The 21,035-nt window shown below is 25.4% G+C and carries 18 protein-coding genes; 15 read left to right on the top strand and 3 right to left on the bottom strand.

Annotation, left to right across the window (positions count from 1 at the left end; translation table 11 throughout):
• Nucleotides 1-21: 21 nt before the first annotated feature.
• From trpD to trpA, 5 genes are all read left to right on the top strand, one after another.
• Nucleotides 22-1,038, top strand: a complete 1,017-nt coding sequence (gene trpD / locus ABDZ71_RS07645; RefSeq protein ID WP_343760479.1) for an anthranilate phosphoribosyltransferase — start codon at nt 22-24, stop codon at nt 1,036-1,038.
• A 151-nt stretch (nt 1,039-1,189) separates the two neighbouring features.
• Nucleotides 1,190-1,966 carry an indole-3-glycerol phosphate synthase TrpC gene (trpC, locus tag ABDZ71_RS07640; protein ID WP_343760476.1) on the top strand — a complete coding sequence of 259 codons (777 nt, stop codon included), beginning with the start codon at nt 1,190-1,192 and terminating at the stop codon, nt 1,964-1,966.
• Entirely contained in the window at nt 1,950-2,552 is a 603-nt protein-coding gene (locus tag ABDZ71_RS07635; protein ID WP_343760475.1) for a phosphoribosylanthranilate isomerase, read from the top strand. Before trpC ends, ABDZ71_RS07635 begins: the two co-directional genes overlap by 17 nt.
• Complete coding sequence (trpB, locus tag ABDZ71_RS07630) at nt 2,545-3,723, top strand: tryptophan synthase subunit beta (RefSeq protein ID WP_343760474.1); 1,179 nt, start codon at nt 2,545-2,547, stop codon at nt 3,721-3,723. The genes ABDZ71_RS07635 and trpB overlap by 8 nt, the downstream gene beginning before the upstream one ends.
• Before the next feature lie 213 nt (nt 3,724-3,936).
• Nucleotides 3,937-4,728, top strand: a complete 792-nt coding sequence (trpA, locus tag ABDZ71_RS07625) for a tryptophan synthase subunit alpha (RefSeq protein WP_343760473.1) — start codon at nt 3,937-3,939, stop codon at nt 4,726-4,728.
• A gap of 151 nt (nt 4,729-4,879) precedes the next feature.
• Here the strand turns inward: trpA and ABDZ71_RS07620 are convergent, their stop codons facing one another.
• Entirely contained in the window at nt 4,880-6,079 is a 1,200-nt protein-coding gene (locus ABDZ71_RS07620) for an iron-containing alcohol dehydrogenase (protein ID WP_343760472.1), read from the bottom strand.
• Nucleotides 6,080-6,443: 364 nt separating this feature from the next.
• On the opposite strand from ABDZ71_RS07620, the gene ABDZ71_RS07615 reads away from it, so the two are divergent.
• Both ABDZ71_RS07615 and ABDZ71_RS07610 read left to right on the top strand, forming a co-directional pair.
• Nucleotides 6,444-7,520: a glycoside hydrolase family 113 gene (locus ABDZ71_RS07615; protein WP_343760470.1), complete on the top strand. Its 1,077-nt coding sequence runs from the start codon at nt 6,444-6,446 to the stop codon at nt 7,518-7,520.
• 88 nt (nt 7,521-7,608) lie between these two features.
• The gene (locus ABDZ71_RS07610) at nt 7,609-8,037 is read left to right on the top strand and encodes a hypothetical protein (RefSeq protein ID WP_343760468.1); all 429 of its coding nucleotides are present in this window, start codon (nt 7,609-7,611) and stop codon (nt 8,035-8,037) included.
• 1 nt (nt 8,038) lies between these two features.
• Here ABDZ71_RS07610 and ABDZ71_RS07605 read toward each other — a convergent pair whose 3' ends face one another.
• Nucleotides 8,039-8,635 carry a DUF4230 domain-containing protein gene (locus ABDZ71_RS07605; RefSeq protein ID WP_343760466.1) on the bottom strand — a complete coding sequence of 199 codons (597 nt, stop codon included), beginning with the start codon at nt 8,633-8,635 and terminating at the stop codon, nt 8,039-8,041.
• Nucleotides 8,636-8,867: 232 nt separating this feature from the next.
• The gene (locus ABDZ71_RS07600; protein ID WP_343760464.1) at nt 8,868-10,274 is read right to left on the bottom strand and encodes an alanine/glycine:cation symporter family protein; all 1,407 of its coding nucleotides are present in this window, start codon (nt 10,272-10,274) and stop codon (nt 8,868-8,870) included.
• A 525-nt stretch (nt 10,275-10,799) separates the two neighbouring features.
• Here ABDZ71_RS07600 and ABDZ71_RS07595 point away from each other — a divergent pair.
• From ABDZ71_RS07595 to ABDZ71_RS07560, 8 genes are all read left to right on the top strand, one after another.
• Nucleotides 10,800-11,243, top strand: a complete 444-nt coding sequence (locus ABDZ71_RS07595) for a MarR family winged helix-turn-helix transcriptional regulator (protein WP_343760462.1) — start codon at nt 10,800-10,802, stop codon at nt 11,241-11,243.
• Between the two features lie 12 nt (nt 11,244-11,255).
• A complete protein-coding gene (locus ABDZ71_RS07590) occupies nt 11,256-12,620 on the top strand; it encodes an MATE family efflux transporter (RefSeq protein ID WP_343760460.1) in 1,365 nt (454 codons plus the stop codon).
• 597 nt (nt 12,621-13,217) lie between these two features.
• A complete protein-coding gene (locus ABDZ71_RS07585; RefSeq protein WP_343760458.1) occupies nt 13,218-14,663 on the top strand; it encodes an APC family permease in 1,446 nt (481 codons plus the stop codon).
• A gap of 350 nt (nt 14,664-15,013) precedes the next feature.
• The gene (locus tag ABDZ71_RS07580; protein ID WP_343760457.1) at nt 15,014-16,006 is read left to right on the top strand and encodes a DUF2971 domain-containing protein; all 993 of its coding nucleotides are present in this window, start codon (nt 15,014-15,016) and stop codon (nt 16,004-16,006) included.
• Between the two features lie 37 nt (nt 16,007-16,043).
• Nucleotides 16,044-16,640, top strand: a complete 597-nt coding sequence (locus ABDZ71_RS07575) for a hypothetical protein (protein ID WP_343760455.1) — start codon at nt 16,044-16,046, stop codon at nt 16,638-16,640.
• A gap of 34 nt (nt 16,641-16,674) precedes the next feature.
• Nucleotides 16,675-17,856 (top strand): Y-family DNA polymerase, encoded by a 1,182-nt coding sequence (locus ABDZ71_RS07570; protein WP_343760453.1) that lies wholly within the window; start codon nt 16,675-16,677, stop codon nt 17,854-17,856.
• A 1,097-nt stretch (nt 17,857-18,953) separates the two neighbouring features.
• Nucleotides 18,954-19,151 (top strand): cold-shock protein, encoded by a 198-nt coding sequence (locus tag ABDZ71_RS07565; protein WP_343760452.1) that lies wholly within the window; start codon nt 18,954-18,956, stop codon nt 19,149-19,151.
• Between the two features lie 313 nt (nt 19,152-19,464).
• Entirely contained in the window at nt 19,465-20,844 is a 1,380-nt protein-coding gene (locus tag ABDZ71_RS07560; RefSeq protein ID WP_343760450.1) for a glycosyltransferase family 39 protein, read from the top strand.
• Nucleotides 20,845-21,035: the final 191 nt, after the last annotated feature.

Raw genomic sequence — 21,035 nt, 5'->3', positions numbered from 1 at the left:
ATTTAAAAGGAGGATAAACAAATGTTAAAATCTGCACTAATTAAAGTTATAGATAAAAAAAATTTAACAGAAGAAGAAATGATAGAAGCTTTAAGAGAGATAATGAATGGAAAGAGCAGCTTATCAGTAATTGGAAGCTTTTTAACAGCATTAAAACTAAAAGGAGAAACACCTATTGAAATTACTGGTGGAGCAAAAGTTATGAGAGAAAAAGCTGAAAAAATAAATTTAGATGATTTATATACATTAGACACCTGTGGAACAGGAGGAGATAACTTAGGAACTTTTAATATTTCAACGGCATCAGCTTTTGTATGTGCTGCAGCGGGATGTTTTGTTTCTAAACATGGAAATAGATCAGTTTCTAGTAAAAGTGGAAGTGCAGATGTTTTAGAAGAACTTGGAGTTAATATAAATTTAAATCCTAAAGCAGTAGAGGAGTGTGTTAGAAATCAAAATATAGGATTTTTGTTTGCTCCATCTTTTCATAAAGCCATGAAACATGCTATGCCAGTTAGAAAAGAGCTTGGATTTAGAACTATTTTTAATATATTAGGTCCATTAACAAATCCAGCTAAAGCTAGAAGTCAAGTAGTTGGAGTATTTGATGAAAGATTAACAGAAACTATGGCAGAAGTTTTAAAAAATTTAGGAGTTAAACATGCTTTAGTTGTCCATGGAATGGATGGATTAGATGAGATTTCAATTTCAGATAAAACAAAAGTAACTGAACTTTATAAAGATAAAATAAAAACTTATTATATAACACCAGAAGATTTTGGATTTAAAAGACATGATATAAGTGAAGTTTTAGGGGGAACAGCAAAAGATAATGCAAAGATTATAAATGACATATTTGATGGAGAGATAAGTGCTAAAAGAGATATCGTTCTTTTAAATAGTGGAGCAGCTCTTTATGTAAATAAAAATTTGAATTCCATTGAAGAAGGAATAAACTTAGCTAAGAAAATTATTGATAGTGAAAAAGCAAAAGAAAAACTAAGAGAATTTAGAGAATATACTAAAACATTTTCTTAAGATTTATAGTATGAAAATTTAAATATTAATGTAATACTCAGTTTTATTATACTAGAATCTATACAATATATTAAGAAAATTTTTAATATTAGGAAAACAATATTTAGACACAAATAATTATTGGAATATTTTTATACAGGAGGTGTGATAAATGATATTAGACCAAATTACAGACAAAAAAAGAGAAACATTAAAAGAAAAAAAATTTTTATCTAAAGAAGAATATAAAAATATAATTGATTCTATGAAAAAACCAGTAAGTTTTTATGAAGCTATAAAAAAGGAAGGTTTATCTATAATAGGTGAGATAAAAAAAGCATCTCCATCAAAAGGTATTATAAAAAAAGATTTTAATCCTAGAAGGCTTGGGAGTTTATATAACAAGGCAGTAGATGCTATATCTGTCCTTACTGAAAAACACTTTTTCATGGGAGATATAGATTATTTAAGACAAGCTAGTGAAGTAGCTCAGATTCCTATATTGAGAAAAGATTTTATTATAGATGAAAGGCAAATTTATGAAGCTAGAATAAATGGTGCAAGTTCAGTACTTCTTATAACTTCTATATTAAAAAAAGAGAAATTAAAAGAATTTATAAAGATAGTACATTCTTTAGATTTAGATGCTTTATTGGAAGTTCATACAAAAAAGGAACTCTATATAGCTTTAGAATGTGGCGCTAAAATTATTGGCATAAATAATAGAAACTTAAAGGATTTTTCAGTAGATTTAAATACTACTTTGAATTTAAAAAAAGATATACCAAAAGATATTTTAGTTGTAAGTGAAAGTGGTATTAAAGAAAAAGAAGATATAAAGTTTTTAAAAGACATAGATGGAATTCTTGTAGGTGAAAGTTTTATGAAATCTAAGGATATTTTAAAAAAGGCAAAGGAGTTAAAGGAGGCCTATGAATACAAAGGTTAAGATTTGTGGATTAAAGTCACTTAAAGATATATCTATAGTAAATAAATATGATATTGATTATGTTGGATTTGTTTTTGCTAAAAGTAAGAGACAAGTTACAAAAGAATTAGCAAAAAAAATGAAAGAAAGACTTAAAGGGAAAATAAAAGCAGTAGGAGTTTTTGTTGATACTCCCTATGAAAGGATAAATGAGATTATAGAGTATGCTAGCCTTGATATGGTTCAGCTTCATGGAAATGAAACAAATGATTTGTGCAGTAAAATAAACAAACCAGTTTTAAAAGCTATATCTATAAAGAATAAAGATTCAGTTAATAAAGTTTTAAAATATAAAGATATTTGTGGATTTGTAGTAGATGGAGCTGTAGCTGGATCTGGTAAAGTTTTTGATTGGAATTTTATTGGAGATATATCTAGCAATTATTTTACTTTTTTAGCTGGAGGACTTAATGAGGAGAATGTAGAGGAAGCTATAGAAAAAATAAAACCTCAAGTTGTAGATGTAAGTTCTGGAGTTGAAGTAGATGGAATTAAAAATGAAGAAAAGATAAAAAAATTTATTAGGAAGGTGAAAAATAATGGATAGAAAATTTGGACAATTTGGAGGACAATATGTTCCTGAAACAATAATGAGTATACTAAAGGATTTAGAAGAGGCTTTTATAAAGTACAAAGATGATGAAGAATTTAAAAAAGAGTATATGTATTATTTAAATCAATATGTTGGAAGACCATCTCCTCTTTATTATGCAGAAAGGCTTACAAAAAAACTTGGTGGAGCAAAAATATATTTAAAAAGAGAAGATTTAAATCATACAGGAGCTCATAAGATTAACAACGTTATAGGACAAATGCTTTTAGCAAAAAGAATGGGAAAGAAAAAAGTAATTGCAGAAACAGGGGCAGGTCAACATGGAGTTGCTACAGCTACAGGTGCTGCACTCTTTGATATGGAATGTACTGTATTTATGGGTGAAGAAGATATAGAAAGACAAAGTTTAAATGTATTTAGAATGGAACTTTTAGGAGCAAAGGTTGAAAGTGTAAAATCTGGTACAAGAACTCTTAAAGATGCAACTAATGAAGCAATAAGACAATGGGTAAAAGATCCTTTAGATACTTTCTATGTAATAGGATCAGTAGTTGGTCCTCATCCTTATCCCACTATGGTTCGTGAATTCCAAAAGATTATTGGAGAGGAAGCTAAAAAACAAATCTTAGAAGCTGAAGGGAAACTTCCAAATAAAGTTATTGCTTGTGTTGGTGGTGGAAGTAACGCTATGGGAATATTTAATTCTTTTGTTTCAAATAGTGAAGTTGATCTTATTGGAGTTGAAGCAGGAGGAAAAGGAATAGAAACAGGGGAACATGGAGCGGCACTTCAAGATGGGAAAGTTGGAGTACTTCATGGAATGAAAACTCTTTTAATACAAGATGAAGAAGGGCAAATTAAACCAGCTTATTCAATATCAGCAGGATTAGATTATCCAGGAGTTGGTCCAGAACATGCATTTTTAGGAGAGACAAAAAGGGCAGAATATGTATCAGTTACAGATAAAGAAGCACTAGGAGGTTTTAAAACTCTTTGTGAGTTAGAAGGAATTATACCTGCACTTGAGAGTTCTCATGCTATAGCTCACCTTATGAAGGTTGCTCCAAGGATGGATAAAGATGAAGTAGTTATTGTGAATTTATCTGGTAGAGGAGATAAAGATGTTAATACTATAGCAAAATATATAAATAATAAAGCTAAGTAATTTGATATAAGAATTTTTAATAATAGTTGTTAGATTTACATTGTTAGAGTTATATTTATTATTTTTAAAATTTAATCATAGTAAATGAAGTAATTATGAGAGATGAAATGTAAGGTATATGATATATAAATTAAATACTAAGTAAGGGTGAAAAAATTAAATTGGAGGTGAAATTTAGAAAAAATCAGAAATGATTTGTTTCTAAAAATTATAATGAATAGAATAGATAAGAAGTTTAATGAACTTAAAAGTCAAAATAAAAAAGCATTAATAACATATGTAACTGCTGGAGATCCATCTATAGATAAGACTGAAGAAATAATATATGCAAAAGAAAAAGGTGGAGCTAGTGTAATAGAAATAGGAATACCTTTTTCAGATCCATTAGCAGATGGCCCAGTAATACAAAATGCAGCACAAAATGCTCTGGAAAATGGAGTGAAAGTAAATCAAATATTTAAATGTATAGAAAATGTTAGAGAAAATACAGAAATTCCACTAGTATTTTTAGTTTACTTTAATACAATTTTAGCTTATGGAGTAGAAGAGTTTGTAAAAGAATGTAATGATGTAGGAATAGATGGACTTATAATACCAGACCTACCTTATGAAGAACAAGAAGAAATAATGAAATATATAAAAGGTAGTGATGTAGCTTTAATACCTCTTATAGCTCCAACATCAAAAGATAGAATTAAAGACATAGTGAAAGACAAAAATGGATTTGTATATTGTATTTCATCATTAGGGGTTACTGGAATGAAGGATGGATTTTATAAAGAAGTAGATGAATTTTTATCTTCAGTAAGAGAATATACAAATTTACCTATAGCAGTAGGGTTTGGAATATCTACAAAAGAAGATGTTAAAAGATTTAGTGGATTAGTAGATGGAGTAATTGTTGGATCTGCTATTGTAAAAAAAGTTAGTGATAGTAATGGAGATCCAAAAGAAGTAGAGAAGTTTGTAAAAGAACTTTCAAGTGGACTTAATTATAATAAATAGATTTTTATTTAAAATAAAATATAGAATAAAATAAAGATCAGAAGTTTTAAATTTAAAATAATAAAAATAGGCCAATATGGGCCTATTTTTATTATGAATTTATATATGTTAGATATATTTAAATATATAAATTTTAATATAGTTTTAAACTTTAAAATGAATCGGCATATATTTGTTTTACAATATCTTTTGTGCCATCAACAGGAGCTACACTTATTAATAGACCAAGGCTAGGAGTATCAAATACTAAGTTTGTTAGTTTTTCTATATCATTTTCTACAAAGCCTACATCAGATAAAGTTTCAGTTACTCCAACTGAATGTAGCCAATCTTTTATACCTTCAGAGGCTTTATTACCTTCAGAAGGATTTCCCTCTAAGCCTTCTACCATAGGTGCTAAGATATCAGCTAAAGTATTTGGTTTTGCAGAATAAATTTGTTTGATTATTGCAGGAAGGAGTATTGCTAAACCTAATCCGTGAGTTAAGTTAGGTTTAATACCGCTTAAAGGATGTTCAAGTGCATGAGTGAAATGTAATAATCCATTATCGAAAGAGGTTCCAGCAATCATTGATGCATATGATAAATAGTATCTAGCTTCTAAATCATTGGGGTTTTCGATTGCTTTTGGAAGATATTTAACTATAAGTCTTATAGTTTCTTTTGCTAGTAAAACATCAAGTGGATTTGATATTTTAGTTGTAGCAGCTTCTATAACGTGATTGATAGCATCAATTGAAACATATAAGGTTTGTTTTTTAGGAAGTGATGTCATTAAAGCGGGATCATCTATAGCATATAAGGGATAAATGCAATCATAAGCTATAGCTGGTTTAAAGCCTTTTTCTTCGATAGTTGTTACTGCGAATCTATCTACTTCAGTACCAGTTCCATGAGTTAAGTTAATAGCTATAATAGGAACTGCTTTTTCTGGAGTGAATTTATATTCATATAATTCAGTGGCATTTTTATCAGTGTATTCTAATAATATGGCAGCACTTTTTGCCGCATCTATAGGACTTCCGCCACCTATACCAATAACAGCTTTTGCTCCAAACTGTTTTCCAAGTTCTGTGGCTTCATCAACTTGAATTACATTTGGATTTGGCGTGACTTTATCATAAAGGACATATTTTATACTATTAGATTCTAATGCATTTTTCACATGCTCCCATGCTCCAGTAGACTTGTAAGAATTTTTACCTGACATTATAAGTACTTTATCGATGTTCATAGTTTTAAGGGTAGATAAAATATCATTAATTTTATTTATTGCACCAACCCCTAGATAAGCTGTAGTTTTAACACGTATTTCTTTAATGTCATTAATATTAATTTCGGTTTCCCACATAAAATAGCCTCCTAATATAATTTGTTTAGTTTTTTGAATATAATGAATTTTCAAATATTTATTTATATTATACAATATAAAGGTAATATATACATATTTAATTAATAGAAAAATGTAAAATTATACTGAATTATATGTATATATATTTAATGTAATTAATTAAATATTAATAAAATATATTTTTTTAAGTTAAATTATAGATGTAAAATAATAAAATTTTGGATAGAATTTAAAATATGATACAATTTTATAGTATGTTATTTTAGTTTTGATGATTTTTAAGAAGGAGAAAAAACTTAAATTTTCTATTTAAATTAAGGTTACATTTTCATAAATATTTTAAAGGAGGATTAGTGATTTTAACATGAGAAATAAAAATAAATCTGTTTTAGTTTTGATTATAGGAATTATAATTTTATTAGCTGTGTATGTAGTAGCTGTTCCAAAATTAAGACGTAAGTTTAATGTTATAAAGACACCTTGGGGAGAAAAAATAAAAAGTGGTAATTTAGCTCCAGATTATGAGATATATAAAACATTAGAGGATGTAAAGAAGTTTAAATTGAATACAATAAATGTACCTGTCCTTATAGATATAAAAGATTTAAATTCAAGTAATGTTACTGTAAATAGAAAAAGTATAGAAAAGGCAAAAACGTTAATTGATAGACTTAATAGAAGAGGAATAAATGTAATATTAGAGGCATTTCCATTTATAAAAAATGGTGAACTTTATGAAACAAAATGGAAGCCAGATAATTTAGATAAGTTTTTTTATAATTGGGAAAATAAAGCTTTGAATAAAATAGTTGAAGAAGTAGCTATTCCATATGATGTTTATGCAGTTAATGTAGCATCTAATTTTGTTAATATGGAAAAGTATCAGGACAAGTGGTGTAAAATAATAGACAATATATCAAATAAATATAAAGGAAAAATAACCTATAGAACAAATTGGTGGTATACATCAAAGATAGATAAAAATTCTCAAAAAGCTTTTGAAGAAAAACTTGAAAATAAAATATTTTCAAAAGTAGATTTTATTTCTGTAGCAGCATATTTTGAGTTATCTGATAAAGAAGAGAATAAAACCAAATATTTGAAAAAGTGTTTAAAATCTTCTAAGGTTTATAATAGACATCAGAATATATATGGAGAACTAAAGAAATTAAGTGAAAAATGGGGCAAGCCAATTTTCTTTGGTGAACTAGGTTTTCCAAGAAGAAAGGGAGCTGCAAAAGAGCCTTGGAATCCTATTCCTACCAGTGTAGTAAGTGGACAGGAGCAAGCTAACTGTTTTGAAGCTTATAGAGATGTGTTTAAAAATCAACAGTGGCATTTAGGCTTTTCTATTTTCGCTATAGGTAAAGAAGATGAATTTAAATATTATTATCCAAGCAAAGAAAGTACAGAAATACTTAAAAATTGGTATAATAACTAAAAATACATAAGAAATAAAAAATATATAGATAACAAATAAAAACAATAGATAATAAAATGATAAGGATTATTAGAGAGAAGGATGTAATTTGAAATTTGCAGATACGGGGCTTATTACAGCGTTTATATTACTTTTATTAGCAACAAGAATGGGATTTTTAAATATGGTAGGTTTTGTTTTATTAATAGGCGTATTTTTTATAATTAATGGAGTTTTTATGAAAAAAATTCCTCCTAAAAATACTAAGTTGTGGGCAGGAAAAGTTACAGAAGATAATGATGAAGCTAGATCTTTAGCTATAAAGCTTGTAGCTGAAAGACAAATAATAGTTGGGATAATATTAATTATATGTTCTTTTATATTTAAAATAAGTAAGTTTACCCTTAGAGGAAATCCTATAATAGTTGGTGCAGTAATAATATTTTTTATATTTCTAGTTTCTTATCCATCTTGGTCTGTTGAGAGAACTATAAGAAAGAAATATTGTAAGAAAGGTTCAAATAACACTAAAATATAGGTTACCTATATTTTAGTGTTATTTTTTTAAATCCCATAGAAGAAAGAACATTTTTTAAGTATTTTTTGGTATATTCATTACTTTTTTTAAGTAGTCCTTTTTTTATAACATCTTTTTCTACTTTATTTTTTTCAGAGGATATTTCTTTAAGCATATCTTTTAAGTTTAATTTGTTAAATAGACCAGAATGTTCATCAAACACTTCTATAGAGTTATCATCTATGTAATGACTTAAAATTTTAGATTTGGGAATTGTAAGTTGAATGTTTTTATTAGTTATTTTTATAGAACAAGATTTCAAATCTATACCGGATTTTATTGTACCATCATATTTAACTATAAAGTATTTTTGAGTAAAGGGAAGTTCTATATTGGAAAATTTTTTTGAATTTTCTTCTTTTATTACTTTTGTATAACAATATTTATTTACTGATAATTCATTTATTTCTATTAATTTTTCTTTAACGGTCATTGAAGTTAAAGAAGGTTTATTGTTTTTTATAGTTTTAAAAGATATTACAAGGAAACATAAGGATAAAGCAAAAATTAATATACTGATTTTTATTAGAGTATTATTTTTGAATTTAAATTTAATCATTTTCTACCCTCCTAAAATATAATTATATATAATAGATATGAAGATTATATAAAAGGTAGACTAGTAATATTATTAAATTAAAGACATAAAAATAAATGATATAAAAGTATTTTATATAAAAAAACAGTATAATTTTAAAGTTTATCTTTAATAAGATATCTTTAAATTACACTGTTTTTATAATTTCAGATTAAATTCATATTTTTATAGATTATTATTTTTTTAAAATATTTTATGCTTTAAAAGACTCATCTTTATTAACTGTTTTAGCACCGGGATAGTATTTAGGATTTGAGAAAAATTCTTCTTTTAATTCTGTTACTTCCTTTCTCATTGCTAAAACACCAATTATATTTGGAATAACAACAAGGGCTAATAATATGTCAAGTAGTGAGAATAAAAGTTGTAAATCCCCAATAGCGCCGTAAATTATTGCAAATAAACAAACAAGTCTAATTATTTTTGATGCAGTAAGTCCAAATAATGCTTCAGCCTGTTTTTCACAGTAGTAAACTATAACAATTATAGTTGACAAAACAAATAGTAATAAACTTATAGAAACTATTCCACCACCTATGGCATCACCAAAAGTATGTTGGAAAGCAGCAGAAGGCATTGAAGCAGCATTACTAGAATCAATTTCAGTCCATACACCAGTAGTTATAATTGCAACAGCAGTTAAAGTACAAATAAGTAAAGTATCAACTATTATTTCAAATATTCCCCAAAATGCTTGGCGAACAGGATGATCAGTAACAGCTGCAGCATGAGCTATAGGAGCACTTCCCATACCAGCTTCATTAGAATAAGTACCTCTTGCAACACCCCATCTTAAAGTTTGAGCTATAGCAGATCCACCGAATCCACCAGCTGCAGCTACAGGAGTAAAGGCGCCTTTAAATATAAGACCAAAAGCATGAGGAAGTTTATCTATGTTACATATAATAATTATTATTGAACATAATATGAAAACTAAAGCCATTATAGGAACTAGTTTTTCAGTAACTTGACCTATTCTTTTAATACCACCATAAACAACTAAAGCAACTAATAAAGTAACAATTATAGCAGTTACTATTTTAGGTACACCTATTGTTTCCACAGTTTGACAAACTGAAAGAGATTGAGTTGATATTGAAGGTATTATTTCTATCATAAAACAGAAAGAACACATAGTTGCTAGTATAGTTCCTAAATGTTTATTTTTAAGTCCTTTTTTTAGATAATAAACAGGTCCTCCTACATATTCGCCTTCTTTATTTTTTTCTCTATATTTTATACCTAGAATAATTTCAGAAAATTTAGTAGCTTGTCCAATTATTGCAACTACCCACATCCAAAATACTGCACCAGGTCCACCAAAAGATATGGCAACTGGCACACCAACAATATTAGCAGCTCCTACAGTAGATGCTAGAGCAGAACAGGCTGCTTGGAAAGGGGTAATTGTTCCTGAACCTTCAGAAGGTTTACTAAACATTTTACCAAAGGTTTGTTTTAGTATGAAAGGTAAATATCTAATCTGAAAAAACTTCAAATTTATACTAAGAATGATTCCACCACCGACTAATAGTATCATTAAAGGTGGTCCCCATAACCAATCTGATATAGAAGTTATGCCGTTTATAAACGTTTCCATAATGTACCTCCTTATATTAAGTAAATATTATTACACTTATGTTAAAATTATATCATTTAATTCCAAAATATTCAATATATATGAAAATATATGATATTTTGAATAAAAATGATAATTAACATTCAAAAATATAAAATTAGTTTAAATTATAATCTTCTACCTCTAGTAAACGATATCATTTTGAAATTTACTTAATTACATAATTCAAATTTATAAGAAAAAATTCTATTATAAAGTTTTAAAATAATTATTTTATTAAAATATATGTAGAAATTAAAAAGAAAAGAAAGAATTTTAGTTGTTATATATATAACATAGTTGTTATGACAACTATGTTGTGATATAGTATATATTGTTGTTATTGCAACTATATTTTTAATTTGAAGTATTAGATATTTAAATGATTCTATTATTTGTAGTTTTGAAATGGAGATCACATATATATAGATAAATATTTCTAAGTTGTATATGGAGCAGAAAGCTTTATTTAAAGCTTAAAATTATTATTCATATGGAGGAATTAGATTGGAAGATAAAACTAAACAAATTGGAAAACATATAGGAATAATAAATAGAATGGGAAAATGTTATATAAGCAAAAAATTAGAAAAGTACAATATAGGTAGTGGACAGTATATTTTTTTAATTTATCTTTTTAATAACAATGGAATGAGTCAAGAAAATATAAGTGAGGCACTTCATATAAATAAAGGAACTACAGCTAGAGCTATAAAGAAGTTAGAAAAAGAAGGATATGTGTATAGAGAAATTGATGGAAATGATAAGAGGATAAATAGAATATTTATTACAAAAGAAGGGTTAAATATAAAAAAAGTTATATATGAATCTATAAAAAAATGGAATGAAATAGTCTATAAAGATTTCGAAAAAGAAGAAAAAGAATCTATGGTAAATTTACTGGAGAGAGCAATAAAAAATTATTCTACATATAAAAGTCAGCTAGATTAGGGAGGTTATAATTTGGATAGACAAAAACAATTAGGAAAAGAAAATATAAAAAGACTATTATGGAGGTTTTCTATTCCGGCTATAGTTGGTATGATGGTAAATGCCCTTTATAATATTGTAGATAGAGCATATATAGGTCATATTAAAGGGGTAGGATCTTTAGCTATAACAGGAGTTGGATTAACACTTCCTATAATGACAATGATCATGGCTTTTTCAATGTTAGTTGGAATAGGAGCAGCTGCACTTATTTCTATTAGATTAGGTCAAAAAAGAAAAGATGAAGCAGAAAAAATATTAGGAAATGCTTTTACTCTTCTTTGCATAATAATGGTTTCTATAGGGATAATAGGTGTGATTTTTATTGATCCTATTTTAAAATCCTTTGGAGCAAGTGATGCTACTTTTGGTTTTGCAAAACAATATATAGTTATAATATTACTTGGATGTATAACTAATGGATTAGGATTTGGATTAAATAACTCAATAAGAGCAGAAGGAAATCCTAAGATGGCTATGATTACTATGCTTTTAGGAGCAATCTTAAACTTAATATTAGATCCTATATTTATATTTGTATTTAATATGGGAATAAGAGGTGGAGCTATAGCTACAATAATTTCACAAACAGCTAATACAATATGGGTAATATCTTATTTTGTAGGAAAGAAAAGCTCTTTAAAGATTAAAAAAGAAAATTTGAAAATAAAAAAAGATATAGTTTTATCTATTTTTTCTATAGGGATGGCACCATTTTTTATGCAACTTGCCGCTAGTGCTGTAAATATTATAACTAATAATGCACTTAAATCAACAGGTGGAGATTTAGCTATAGGAGCTATGACTATAATAACTAGTGTAAGTTTGGTATTTTTAATGCCTATATTTGGAATTAATCAAGGTTCTCAACCTATAATTGGATACAATTTTGGAGCTCAGCAGTATAAGAGAGTAAAAGATACACTTAAAATAGCTATAATAGCCGCTACTTGTATTGTTGTTGTTGGATTTTCATTAGTTCAAATATTCCCAGAGGCTATAATAAAGATATTTAACAAAGATCCTAAGCTTATAGATATAGGAGTAAAAGGGATAAAAACATTTTTGCTTATGCTTCCTATAATAGGATTTCAAGTAGTAGCATCAAATTACTTTCAGGCAGTTGGTAAGGCTAAAATTGCAACATTTTTAAGTTTGTTAAGACAGGTAATTATTTTAATACCATTACTTTTAATTTTACCAAATAAGTTAGGACTTGAAGGGGTATGGATGTGTGGTCCTATATCTGACGCAATATCATCTGTAGTTACTGCAGTACTTATTTTTAGAGAAATGAAAAATTTAAAAAGAAGCCATGAAATGAAAGTAGCAATTTAAAATTAGGGATGAAATAAATGATATATTTCAAGTGAAATAAAAAATAACTTGAAGTATATCATTTTTATTTTAAAAAAATATCTATATGAATTATATATTTATAAATAGTCAGTAGTATAGAATTATGTTATATACTTTATTCAGTATGGTTATAAAGAAATATATTAAGAGGTTATAGGACTATAGAAACTTTAGTAGGTTAAATAGGGAATGTAAGTATAAAAGAGAAAGTTAATGTTATAACAAAATAAGTTAAAAATATATCAAAATTTAAAGAGTAAATACATAAAATAGTGAATAATCAGTAAATTGAAATAAATCTATAAGCTTAGATATATTGTATAATTAATTGCAAATGTAAAATAATGAATATATTGTATTTTTAAGCATAGTCAGTGGAATGAAAAATGCTAATATATTAACTTATTTTATAAATATATACGTATATGTAAAATTATTCATTTATATCTTGAATTTAATTTTTAAGTATAGTAATATCAAATTGTAAAATATATGTTAAAAATATCACTAAAATTGCATTGATATTTAACACTCTGCATCAACTTAATAATAAAACATAGACAGGAGGCAATAAAAGTGAAAAAGTCAATAAAATTTAGAGATTTAGTATTAATGACTATGACAGCTATCTTAGGGTTAAGATGGGTAGCAGCTTCAGCAGAATATGGAGCATCTGTTGCAGCATTATGGGCTTTAGCGGCGTTACTTTTCTTTATACCAAGTGCTTTAGTATCAGCAGAACTTGGTGGAAAATATCCAGAGCAAGGTGGGGTATATGTATGGGTAAAGGAAGCATATGGGGATAAAATGGGATTTCAAGTAACCTGGCTTAACTGGGTAAGTAAATTGTTTTTTTATCCAGGATTTTTAACATACATAGCGGTAACCTTTGCTTATGTAATAGATCCTGCCCTAGCAAATAATAAGTTTTATAACCTATTTGTTGTTTTAGGAGTATTTTGGTTTATAACTTTATTTAATTTTAAAGGTACAGGTAAAGGAAAATGGTTTGCAGTAGTAGGAGGGCTTGTAGGAAGCATTATCCCAGGAATTTTAATTATAATATTAGGTTATGTATCAGCTTTTGTTTTACATAGACCACTAGCTACTCATTATACTGCACAAGCTATGATACCAGATTTAACTAAGCCTTCTAATTTAGCTTTGTTATCTTCATTAATGTTTGGTTTAACTGGTGCAGAAGTAACAGCAGCTTTTGCAGGTGAAGTTGAAAATGCCAAGAAAACGTTTCCTAAGGCTATAATATTTTGTGCAATATTTATAACCATTTTATATGTATTATGTTCATCTGCAATAACTTTTGTTGTTTCAGCAGATCAAATAGGAGCAGCTAATGGACTTATAGAAGCTTTTAGACTTATAACAAAACAATTTGGTATAGGTGGATGGTTTTTAACTTTAATGGCAGTGCTTATGACTATAGAAGGTTTAGGTGGAATAAGTTTATATATAATGTCTCCTATAACTATGCTATTTGAAAGTTCTAAAAAAGGCGTATTACCTAAGTTTTTAACAAAAGAAAATAAAAATCATGTTCCTACAAATGCTATGATAGTTCAAGCTATAGGAATATCTGTAGTAATAACAGTAACTACATTATTACCATCAGTAAATGCTATTTATTCTATACTTATAATAATGACAGCTATAACAGGATTAATTCCTTATATATTAATGTTTGGTGCATATATAAAAATAAAGAAAAAAGAAAAAGCTGGAGTTAAAAGTGAGACTTACGAAATATCAAAATCAAAGAAATTTTCAATTTTAGTTGGTATTGTAGGGTTTTTATGTGTAGTGCTTGGTATAGTAACTTCTTTTGTTCCACCAGCAGACTATAAAACAGTTGGACAAATAGTATACTATGAATCACTTACTATAGGGGGTCCATTGCTACTTATTTACTTAGGGTATAAAATGTATTCCAATTATGAGAAAAAAATAAAATATTCTAAGAAATCACAAGTGGAAATGGCAGCAAGTAAAGATTTAGATAGTTAGATTATAATTATAACAAATTTAGAAAGATGATAATGAAATAATATTTATTAAGTAGATAGGTGTAAAATAAAGATTATCTTACTAAGGTCTGATTCCAAGATTAAATAGGAATTAGACCTTTTAGATTTTTTAATAATTATTTTATAAAAGGGAAAAATAATATTAATTAGGTATATTAAAACAAATAATAAGGGAAAGCTTTTAGGTGTGTTTACAAAGATGTATGATTTTAATCTTCGTATTATAAGGGTTTAAGAAAGGTGTAGCTTACAAATAAGGCTAGTATATTAATAGTGATTCATTTAAATCAGTCTTATACAATTTAATTAACTAAAGAAGGGGGATTTATAATGAAAGAATCAAAGTCTTTAGATTCTATAAAAGAGTATACTAATAAATTTAAAAAAGATAGAAAATTTTTTACAGAAAATCTATCCATTTACCAAGATAAAAAACCAGAGATATTATATTATTATACTAGTATAAGTGTTTTAGATAATATATTAAAAAATGAAACATTATGGCTTTCAAATAGTAAGTATATGAATGATAGTACAGAAATAAATTATACCAAAGAATTAATACATAATATATGTGATGAATTTTTAGATTTACATTCTAATTTTGATAAATTTTTTAAAAAAACTATTGATAACCTTTTGAATAATATGGATAAAGATTTAGGGGATACTTATATATTATCTTTAACAACAAATAGAGATTCTTTGGCATTGTGGTCAAATTATTCAGATTATGATGGATATAATGTAGGATTTAATAGTGAAAAATTAAGAGGAATGTTTGATAAAAGATATTATTATTTTAAAGATAAACATGAAAGACCTATACAAATAAATGATGAAGATTTTTTATTCGATTTTGGAGAAGTTATTTATAAAAAGGATTGTCAACAAAAAATATTAAAAGAAAGAATTTTATTTTTATATAACATTTACAAAGATTATTACGATTTTATAGATAGTAGGGAATTTAAAGTTTTAGTTGCTTGTGTTATGTATGATATATCATATATATCTATATTCTTAAAAAATCCTAGTTTTAAAGAAGAAGAAGAATGTAGAATAGTATTTAGATTTATAAATAATGAGTTGAAAAATAGAGTAGTTAATCATAGAATATCTAATAGGGTATTTATACCTTATATAAAGTTAAGTTTTAAGAAAATTGACCATAAAAATTATAGAAACATACCTATAAAATCCATAACTATAGGACCTAAAAATAATTTAGATATTGCAGAAATTGGATTGATGTCTTTTTTAGAAAGTGAAAAATATAGAAATCTTAATATAGGAAAATCTAATATTCCACTTAGATATTAATGGCTTATAAATATTACAAAACATTGGGGGGATCGGTGTGAATACTAGTGCAAATAATAAAGTTAAAACAATTAAGAAAAATAGTAGAACTGTTAAAAAAAGAAGAAATAGTAATACTTCAAATAGAGATGCTATTTTAAAAGATACTCATAAGAGGAAAAAAAGAAAATCTAAATCAAATTTAAAAAAATCAAAGGCTAAAAGATCTTCTTTAAAAAACAGTAGTAAAAAGAAAAAATCAAATTTAAAATTTGTTTTGTATACAGTTCTTTTTTTAATACTTTTAGTTATATCAGCATTTTTAACTTATTACTATAATCTTTCTAAAAATTATAAAAAATTTATTATAGAGGGTAATCAGCATTCAAATGTTGAAGAATATAGCCAAGCTGTAAAAAGTTATAAAAAAGCTCTTGATTATAAAGTAGATAAAGAAGTATATATAAAGATTGAAAAAGTTAAAAAACTTGTTGAGTCTAAAAATTATTATTCTTTAGCAATTAAATTGAAAAATAAAGAAAAGTATAAAGAAGCTATAAATACTTTTAAAAAAGTTATTATAAGCGATAAAGCAAGATATTATCATGCTCAAAATGAAATAGAAGAATGTAAAAGATTTTTAGAAAGTAGATAACAATTTAAAAATAAAAAGGAGTGGCCTTATAGATTTGAATAAAATTATATTTCATGTAGATGTTAATTCAGCTTTTTTATCATGGACTGCTGTGGATTTAATCAATAAAGGTGAAAAAGTAGATTTGAGGGAAATACCTTCAGTAATAGGTGGAGATATAAGCCAAAGAAAAGGTGTTGTATTAGCAAAATCACATATAGCTAAAAAATATGGGATTAAGACTGGAGAAAGTATTTTTAGTGCTAAAAAAAAGTGTAGTAAATTAACTATAGTTAGGCCTAATTTTGATGTTTATAAAAAATCTAGTAAGGATTTAATGAATTTACTTTCTGCATATACTGAAAGAATTGAAAAATTTTCTATAGATGAATGCTTTTTAGATTTAACTTATAGTAATTATAAGGAACCTATAAAACTTGCTTTAGAAATAAAAGAAAAAATACATAAAGAACTTGGGTTTACTGTAAACATTGGTATATCAACTAATAAAGTATTAGCTAAAATGGCATCAGATTTTGAAAAACCTAATAAAATACATACTCTTTATAAAAATGAAATAAAAGAAAAGATGTGGCCACTTCCAGTAGAAAATTTATTTATGGTAGGAGAAAAATCAAAACAAAAATTAAATACTATAGGTGTATATACTATAGGTGATTTAGCTAATATGCCTCTTCAATTAACTAAAGGGAAATTTAAAAAATATGGAATCATGATTTGGAATTATGCAAACGGTATAGATAATTCAGAAGTTAAGAATGAAGGGTATAAAAATAAATGTATAAGTTCTTCAACAACCTTATCTTATAATATAACAAAAAAAGAAGAGGCTTTTAAAGTATTATTAAATTTAAGCGAAGATGTTTGTTATAGATTAAGAAAACTTAAAAAGAATTGTTTATCTATTTCTGTAACTATAAGAAATAATGATTTTAAAGATTATTCTCATCAAAAGAAGATAAAAAATTCTACTAGTTCTACAGAAGAGGTTTATAATATAAGCAAAAAATTATTCTTAGAAATGTGGAATAATGAACCTATAAGATTATTAGGTGTTAGTATATCTAATATATGTAAAGAAGAGTACTATCAAGTAACTTTGTTTGAAGATAAAAAGAAAAATAAAAGCTCAAATTTAGATAGAACTATTGATGGAATAAGAGAAAAATATGGAGAAAATTATATTTTTAGATTATCATCTAAAAATAAAAAATAATATAAAATAACTATAGGGTAAACATAATTGTAAAACTAAATAATAAATACAAAAACCTACTATTTATATAAAGTATTTATATAAATAGTAGGTTAAATAGATCCTAACTCATTTGATGATTCTTCTGATGCTACTTGAATTTCTAACAATCCTTTCTTTTTATATTTAATAAATTAATATGTTTTTTTTATATTAAAAAGTTGCTTTTACAAACACTCCTTTCTTTATATACATTTTGATAAAGGATTTTTATAAAACAGCTCCTTTCTCTACTTATAATTTGAATATAGGTGTAAAAAACAACTCCTTTCAAATTTTATATTATTAATAAAAGAGCTTGTACAATTCTCCTTTCACTTTAATATTTTAGTATAGGTTTACATGTTGGATAATAAAAAATAAAGGTGATAGTTTTAGTAAAGAATTATTCGGTAACCAAACTTAAAGTTTTGATTCTGAATCTATCTTTACTAAATAAAATAACAGTAGAAATTCACTAAAGTCCGTTGTAGGTACCTTGCAAAAATCTAAATTAAAACTAAATATTGAAATGATAATTAAAACTTTTAGAGTTAGGACCTTAAATCAAATTATGATATAAGATTATATGGTGATCCCACCTCCAAACAAATATATTATTATGTTTGTTAAATAAATTATATAATATTCAGATAATTTTGTCAAATTAAATTTATTTGTTAATATCTTATATAATGGAAGTTTTATTAGGTATTATTGTATTTTATGGCGTTTTATTCAAATATAATATTAATTTCAAATAAGGTGTTTTAAGTAGGAAAAAAATAATGTAGTTTTTAAATTATATTATTCTTATATAAAGATATTATCAAAGGTGTATAGTGGGATATTTTTATAAATGAATCATAATATATAAAGATATTAATTAAAAAAGATTGACTTATAGAAAAAGTATGATATACTTACATAGTATCTTTAATGATTAATAAATAATTAACTAAATTTATATTTTGAAGTTTTGTGTGATTAATAATATTTTAAATACATAGATTTCGGAATTTTTATTGAAGTTTTATTTTGAAAAGTTAAAGAAATAAAAATTTCGGAGGTAAGAGATTATGACAGGAACAGTTAAATGGTTTAACGGAGACAAAGGATTTGGATTCATCACAACAGAAGAAGGAAATGACGTATTTGCTCATTTTTCACAAATTAATAAAGATGGATTTAAAACTTTAGAAGAAGGACAAAATGTATCTTTCAAAGTAGTTGAAGGACAAAAAGGTCCTCAAGCTGAAGATATTACAATACTTTAATATTATTTAAATATGTAATTGAAACTTAAGTCTATAAAGGTGATTTCTATTAAGAAATCACCTTTTTATATTGTAATAAATTATCTTTTTTAGTTTTTAAAATATAATAAATAATTACTAAGGTTTAACATAGTTACTATAAGATTATATTTTAATATTTGAATATATAGTAATTTATTGGTATAATATAAAACATTGTACAATTATATCGACTTTATATTACTTTAAAAGTAAAAAATATACATGATATTTATTGTATATACTAGTATAACGACTAGTTATTTTAATGTTAGTTATATCAAGGAGAATTCCAATGGATTTTATGTATAATAAGCTTGAAAGAAATAAAAAATATTTTAAAATAATAACCTTTTTAGGAATATTAATACGTGTTTTTTTTATATTAAAAGTTCCTTGTGAGCCTATATCTGATTTTCAAAAATATCAGCAAATAGCTACAAATATTTTTATGGGAAAAGGTCATTACTATTTAGGAAAACCTATAGCATTTCAACCAATGGGATATCCTTTTATATTAGGCTGTCTTTATAAATTAATAGGATCAAATAATATAATTTTAGGTAAAGCATTAAATGTGGTATTTTCTTCAGTAACATTAATAATTATTTTAAAGATACTATTAAAAATATCTAATAATAAAAAATTAATCTATATTACATATACTATTATAACTTTTCTGCCTAATTATATTGTATATAATAATGTGTTAGGTTCAGAGATTTTAGTAACTTTATTATTATCAATTATAATATATTTACAATTATGTGATTTTAACAATAACCTAAGATATGTACTTATAGGGTTATTTATAGGACTAGCTACTTTAACTAAACCTTTTTTTATTCTATATCCTATAATAGTAGCAATAATTCAGTGGCTCAAAAATAAAAACATAAAAGACACATCTAAAATATTTTTTGTATCTTTTACAATTATGTGTCTAGTAATTGCACCTTGGACCTATAGGAATTATAAAAATTTTAATTTATTTATTCCTGTATCCTATAATGGTGGGTATGTGTTATTTATTAATAATAATAGCAATAATAAAAGTGGAGCTTGGATGAGGATAAAAGATATAGATATATCAAATAAATTAGAAAGCAAATTTAAAAAATATAAATTTAATTATAAAACTAGTGTTAATAATGAAGTGAATCAAGTAATGATAAAACCAAAATTAAATAACATATTAAAAGAAGAAGCAAAAAAATGGATATTTAACCATCCAGGAAAATTTATTGAAATGGGACTTCTAAGAATAAAAAATACTTTTTTTAGTGGTTCAGGAGATATTTATCAGTGGGGAATGAATAATCAAAATAAATATAATGATACTTTTTTAAAAAATAGTTATACTAAGTGTTTTACTGATTATATTATTTACATATTAAGTTTTTTGGCATTTTTTTATGTTATATATAATTTTAAAAATATAGTTTTTAGCCTTTTTAAAAAAGAGTTAAAAGTTAATTATATAAAATCTATAATATTTTTAAATGTTTCATATTTTATATGTATTCCTTTTGTTTTTGAAGGGCAACAAAGATATGATTTTCCTATATTGTTTTTATGTGTAATTAGTGCTATTAGTATTTTAAACAGTATTTTTAAAGCTATGTTTATAATATCAAATAAAAGTAAAGTTAAATATATAAAAATACAAAACTAAGGATACAAAAATATATAATTAATAATAGAAACTGCTGCTTTGGTAGTGGTTTTTTATTATGTTTATTTTTAGTTTTATTAATTAGACATGGGAATTTTAAAAGGTTATATGTAAATTATAGTCTATATTTTTATAGGTGAATTTAATATAATAATCATAGTATTTTATAATAAAAACATAATCAATAAAAA

The sequence above is a fragment of the Clostridium oceanicum genome (assembly GCF_039521385.1).
Taxonomy (GTDB): Bacteria; Bacillota; Clostridia; order Clostridiales; family Clostridiaceae; genus Clostridium_F; species Clostridium_F oceanicum.
Note: the sequence above shows the minus strand (reverse complement) of the source record. Positions and strands in the feature narration are given on the sequence as shown.

Excerpts from the sequence above, each read along its gene's own strand:
- trpA (WP_343760473.1), top strand. The coding sequence starts at position 3,937 with ATGAATAGAATAGATAAGAAGTTTAATGAACTTAAAAGTCAAAATAAA.
- ABDZ71_RS07615 (WP_343760470.1), top strand. The coding sequence starts at position 6,444 with ATGAGAAATAAAAATAAATCTGTTTTAGTTTTGATTATAGGAATTATA.
- ABDZ71_RS07580 (WP_343760457.1), top strand. The coding sequence starts at position 15,014 with ATGAAAGAATCAAAGTCTTTAGATTCTATAAAAGAGTATACTAATAAA.
- trpB (WP_343760474.1), top strand. The coding sequence starts at position 2,545 with ATGGATAGAAAATTTGGACAATTTGGAGGACAATATGTTCCTGAAACA.
- trpC (WP_343760476.1), top strand. The coding sequence starts at position 1,190 with ATGATATTAGACCAAATTACAGACAAAAAAAGAGAAACATTAAAAGAA.
- ABDZ71_RS07620 (WP_343760472.1), bottom strand. The coding sequence starts at position 6,079 with ATGTGGGAAACCGAAATTAATATTAATGACATTAAAGAAATACGTGTT.
- ABDZ71_RS07635 (WP_343760475.1), top strand. The coding sequence starts at position 1,950 with ATGAATACAAAGGTTAAGATTTGTGGATTAAAGTCACTTAAAGATATA.
- ABDZ71_RS07600 (WP_343760464.1), bottom strand. The coding sequence starts at position 10,274 with ATGGAAACGTTTATAAACGGCATAACTTCTATATCAGATTGGTTATGG.
- trpD (WP_343760479.1), top strand. The coding sequence starts at position 22 with ATGTTAAAATCTGCACTAATTAAAGTTATAGATAAAAAAAATTTAACA.
- ABDZ71_RS07565 (WP_343760452.1), top strand. The coding sequence starts at position 18,954 with ATGACAGGAACAGTTAAATGGTTTAACGGAGACAAAGGATTTGGATTC.
- ABDZ71_RS07560 (WP_343760450.1), top strand. The coding sequence starts at position 19,465 with ATGGATTTTATGTATAATAAGCTTGAAAGAAATAAAAAATATTTTAAA.
- ABDZ71_RS07605 (WP_343760466.1), bottom strand. The coding sequence starts at position 8,635 with ATGATTAAATTTAAATTCAAAAATAATACTCTAATAAAAATCAGTATA.